This is a genomic window from Gemmatimonas sp., assembly GCF_036405635.1.
Classification (GTDB): domain Bacteria; phylum Gemmatimonadota; class Gemmatimonadetes; order Gemmatimonadales; family Gemmatimonadaceae; genus Gemmatimonas.
This window is the reverse complement of record NZ_DASWXE010000192.1, coordinates 1-3,838: the sequence shown is the minus strand read 5'-3', so window position 1 is coordinate 3,838 and position 3,838 is coordinate 1. Positions and strand designations below refer to the sequence as shown.

Sequence of the window (3,838 nt, the reverse complement as noted above, 5' to 3'; positions counted from 1 at the left end):
CTGCAGGGTATTGGTGAACGTGCAGATGATGTTGGCACCCGCCGCCGTCGCAGCGGCATTCAACACAACCGCCCGGTTCGTCAGGTCTGGCGTGGCGGTGCCGCCCGCACCCAGTCCCGTGCAGGTGATGTCGGTCACCCGGTAGGTGGCCGGCGTGGTGCTTTCGGTAATCGTGGTGGCGGTACCGGCTGCCGTCAGGGCCTGGGCGGCGCCGCTGACCGGCGTTCCGGCGACCGTGGTGACCAGGGTCTGCGTGACCACGCCGTTGGTGCCGGTGAAGCCAAAGCTGTCCACGCCGCCGACGCTGGTCTTGCGGATCGTCAGCAACGGCGCGGATTGATCCACGTCGGTGGCCGTGTTGTTCGCGGCGTTGGTGTCGTTGATCGTCGCTGGCGGCGTGATGGTCACCACGTTCGACAAGTCGCCGCTGAATCCCGCCGGTACCGTCATCGTGACCAGATAGGTCGCTACCGCACTGGGCGGCAGATCCAGGCCCGTGTCGTTGAGCGCGCCGCTGCCGCTGGCCGCACCGCACCGCGCACCACCAGAGGTGCTGGCACACGTCCAGCTCACGGTGGCCGGATCGATGCCGGTCGGCACCGGATCGCTCACGGTGATGTTCTGGGCACCGAAGGAGGTGCTCGTGTTGCTGACCACCAACGTATAGGTACGGACCGCAGCGGGCACGTAGGTGTCGCCAGCCAGATCATTCACACCCGATGCGGGAGTATTCGTCTTGGTTGTTGAAATATCGGCATTGAACAGGATCGGGGCACTTGGACAGTTGGCGCCATCGGCATTGTTCGACGCAGGCGCGCTGCTCATCAGGGTTGCCGCGCCGGTCAACGGATCGATCGCGTAGATCGAGTTGCCACTAGTCGCCAGAATCCCATTGGTGAAGCCCCACATGGCGATGGCACTATTGAGGGGTGACGTGGAACCCAGCACCGCAACCGCGCCCGTGACCGGATTCGCGCTCACCAACTGACCGCCACTTATTCCATACAACAATCCGTTGTACCAGGCGAAATCCGACACCTGAATCGACTGACTCAGTGTAATCGGCGTCGCAGTGCGGCTTGTAACGTCGACGCGATACAGCGTCGTGCCGCCGAAGCCGGACATCAGGTAATAGTCGCCGGCGGGCGAGATCACACCGTTGTTGTAGTTCGAGACGGGCAAGCTGGCGATCGTGCCCATGTTGTAGGTACTTCCATCTGAACCCACACGGATCAGCTCGTTGCCGGTCCCGGCCACCCAGTCGATGCCGTAGATGTAGTTGTCCGCCGGGTTGTAACCGATGCCGTTGCGGGCGGCGCCGGTTCCCGGGCTGCTGTAGGTGAATGGGACACTGACGTAGCCCACGTTGTAGAACGTGGATACCGTCATCGCGGAATTCACTTGGTCCAGGAACATCCGACCATCGCAAGTGTCGAAGCTGGGCTGGACGATGCTCAGGACGTAGTCTTCCGTCTCACCGCTATCCAGTGATCCCGTAGGCGTTGCGGCGGCCGCGGTGAACGTACTGTCGTAGCTCACCCGAATACGGGCATAGCTCGTGCCCGCGGCGATCGCTACCGGAGCCGTGAACGACAGGGTGGCCGTTGTCGCCCCCGCTGCTACCGTCGTGCAGTTCGTCGCGCGCTCGCCCGCGTCCGCGAAATCGCCATCCCGGTTGTAGTCGATCCAGCCGCACACCACGGCCGACTTGCTGACACCGGAAAGCGTCACCGGAATCTGGGTAACCGAACCTGCCACCATGGGGAGCGTTGCAGGCACCGTGGCGCCGTCGTCGCCGCCATCGGTTGCTGCCCCGGGCGACGCAAGCGGACTGCTCGCAATGCTTCCCGTATTGATCACACCGGGATTGTCTGCCGTGACGGCGGCTCCCAACCTGAGGTCCGTCAGGATGTGCGTCGCCGCGTTGCCCTGGTTGTAGGTATCCGGCGCGTCGCCATAGTCCTCCGGAAGAGTGACGACCCAATGGATGCCGTCGCTGTAGAGATTGGTCGTGGCCGCATCCTGCGCAGCCGTTCCCGACTGGCGCTGTACGTTGAACGTTGCTTCGAAGGACAACGATGCGACGGGAGTGCCGCTAACCTGCACGCTGCCGCAACCCGCGCGCGTACCGGTACCGGACCCACAGTTGACGCCGAGCAGGCTCGTCGCCGTGATGGGGGCATGCGTGATCGTGTTGCCGCCCGTCACCACCAGCTGCCCGTTGCCGTTCAGCAGCGACAGCGTAGCGCCAGGCGTCGTCAGCCTGAAGCTTGCCCAGGTATTGAAGCTGGTACCCGCGATATTGTTGTTGAAGAACCCGCCCAATCGCGAGACATGGATGACCGGATCCACCACCGGGTGCTCGAACGCAAGGTTGAGGGTGCTCGGAACTCCACCATTGATACTGTTGCAGCTAAGGGTGCTGCCGATGGCGGTACTGGCCGCATGCCGGCACGCAGGCGAGAGCGTGCCGCCCGTGCCGCTGCCGGCTCCCCAGGTGCTCGTGCCAACGACATTGGTCAAGAATCCGTGGTAGCTAGTGGTCGGTGAGAGATTAGGCGTGTACCACGTAGCGCTGATCGTGCTTTCCACGCCGTTGAGCGTATTGGTCACCCCGGACGTCGTCGTCGAACCCATGCCGATGTAGTTGTTCGCCGCCGCCGACACCGTGACGTTGAGGGCACTGCCTCCGTCCACCGTTGCCTGCGCCGTGCCGCCGCCCGTGGTGGTGTTGGCTGCGGTGCCCGTCCAAGCCGAGGTATCTGCGACACGAACAGCCTCCGCCTGGCCCGCCAAGATCATCAGCGCGACAGCGAGAGCAAACCTGTTGGAGGTCAAGCGAATCATGGAGCGGCACCCAGACGAACGTTGTCGTGGGAGATATCGCGCTCACGGGTTAATGAGGGACACGCGATGCATCGAACCGATGCGAGGCAATCGCGGGACGCACGCTCACGCAATCGACCGCCAAGCGTGTCGGCTCACAGGGCCAGTCGTCACGTCCATGACCCGGATGGTGGTTCGCGCAGTACCTCCGTCGCATCCACTCTGCGGTGGCGAGGCGGGCTGGCGAAGAGACCCACGTTTCCACGCGGGGCATCCGTATCGGCTGCCCCGCGTGCGACGTCAGGCACACAAACGGGCCTGACGTTCTAGAGTGAACCTTGCAGACCAGGCTTCAGTAAGTCCCGACGAGATTCAGGAACCACCCCTTGTGGTCGTAATCGAAATCCGTCAGATCGTCACTGAAATCGGTGAAGTTGTAGCCAACGCCGATACGGAAGTTCTTGTTCAGGTCGCGATCCAATCCCAGCAGGAAACCCTGCTTGGTGCCGCCGTCCTGCACATCCAACCAGCGATACTCCGCCAAGGCGTGCCACTGGGTACGCAAGTCATAGCGCACTTGCGCGGCACCGAACGTCGTCGCTGAATCGAGCCACACGCCCGTACCACGGCCCATTCTGACCTCGCCTTCGCGACGCGCCACCTTGCCCGCGAACTCCCAGTGCTGGTCGAGCTTGTACACACCTTCGAATGACAAGATCTGCGACTTCTGGTCGTAATCGGCGCCACCCAGCTGGCCCAGCGTCGCCAGGTCGTACAGATGGGTGTAACGGCCGAACAGGCCCCAGCGCTGGTTGTTCCAGGGACGATAGGCGAAGCCGACGTTGCCCTCGATGAACTTGGCACTGGCCAGCGGGTTGAGTTCGTCGTCGGTGTCGGCGTAGTTCAGCCGAGCAGCGATGCGCCAGCTCTCGTTGATCTTGTGCGTCAGGCGGTTCGTACTGACCCACTGCTCGCGCTGTTCCGCGCCACGATCCTCGCGCCATTCCAGCTT

General features: G+C 63.2%; 1 protein-coding gene and 1 pseudogene. Both read right to left on the bottom strand.

Annotated features, from left to right (window positions below; translation table 11 throughout):
* On the bottom strand, positions 1-2,802 hold a 2,802-nt coding region (locus VGE27_RS15125), incomplete at its 3' end, for a beta strand repeat-containing protein (protein WP_331050504.1).
* Between the two features lie 376 nt (positions 2,803-3,178).
* Positions 3,179-3,838: pseudogene (locus VGE27_RS15120) on the bottom strand (hypothetical protein); the annotation flags it as partial.